This window comes from Halobacillus sp. BBL2006, assembly GCF_000786645.1.
Lineage (GTDB): Bacteria > Bacillota > Bacilli > Bacillales > Halobacillaceae > Halobacillus.
The window spans coordinates 1-1,210 of record NZ_JRNX01000130.1 but is presented as its reverse complement, the minus strand read 5'-3'; the positions used below and the strand labels follow the sequence as shown (position 1 = coordinate 1,210).

The 1,210-nt window shown below is 38.8% G+C and carries 1 protein-coding gene; it reads left to right on the top strand.

All coding sequences use genetic code 11. The annotated features are described in order from the left end of the window. Positions 1 to 117: 117 nt before the first annotated feature. On the top strand, positions 118 to 1,104 hold the full coding sequence (locus tag LD39_RS04735) for a sodium:calcium antiporter (RefSeq protein ID WP_035543445.1): 987 nt from the start codon (positions 118 to 120) through the stop codon (positions 1,102 to 1,104). Positions 1,105 to 1,210: the final 106 nt, after the last annotated feature.

Here is a 1,210-nt window from a genome sequence, read left to right as displayed (position 1 = left end):
CAATAAACAAAAAAGACCAGCATTTTGCTGGTCTTTTTTTACTGTTTTAGCAAACTATTCGAAGGGAATGGTGGATACATGTCAAGTTAAGTCGACCAGGATGAAGGAGTACGTAAAATGAGTAATTGGATTGTATTTACGCTATTTTTCTTATCAGGAATCAGCACATTTTTTATAGCTTCGAGCTTGTCCATTTTCGGAGATGCTGTGAAGGAAAAAAGCCGTGTCTCTTCTGCTTTTATGGGGGCTATAATAGGTGTTGCCATTTCTTTACCAGAGCTGACATCTAGCGTGACAGCGATAATTATAGATAGTCCGGATTTAGCTGTTGGTAATCTTGTAGGAAGTAATTTATTCAATATTATGGGTCTGGCTATTTTCGATATTGTTTATCGACGTTATCAAATTATGACTCACGCAACGGTAGAGAGTAAACTCTACGGTTGGCTTGTCATCTTTATGACGCTGATTGTCATTGCTGGCTTAAGTTTAACCTTGCCAGCGCCTATTTTCCATGTCAGTTATACGTCAATCGCAATTATTCTCATCTACTTTATCGGTTCCAAACTCATTAATGACCGGACAGAGTACAAAGGGCGAAAAGTGAAGAGACAAAATAAAAAATATGATGATTATACGTATAAACAGGTGCTTGTGAGATTCATAGGTTCTGCCTTAGCCATAATGGTAATCGGTAGTATATTAACACTCACAGCTGAGCGGATATCAGCTATTACGGGAATCGGAGCTTCTTTCATTGGTTCCTTCCTTGTAGCAATCAGTACATCCTTACCGGATGCGGTCAGCGTAGGGACGGCTCTCAAACTAAGGAATTTTAACTTAGGAATCAGTTCATTATTGGGAAGCAATGCATTTAATTTAATGATTCTTGCCATTACCGACATCATGTATTTCAGAGGGAACTTACTGGAGAATGCGAGTCCTGCCAATATAATTACAGGGGTGACCTCCATTGTCTTTATCTTATTGGTCATCGTAAGCATAACGAGAAAGAAAGCAAGGTCCTGGAATTATTTGTGGCCATCGATTATCATCATTGTCTCCTATTTTGCAACCACGTATCTGGTGTTCCAAATCAAATAAAAAATAGTCTGTGTTCATTGCGGCTGTTATTTTATTGACCACAAACGTTATTCAACAAACGTGCAGAATTCTGTAAGACTCGATTTCGAGATAACCGGGGTTCGTT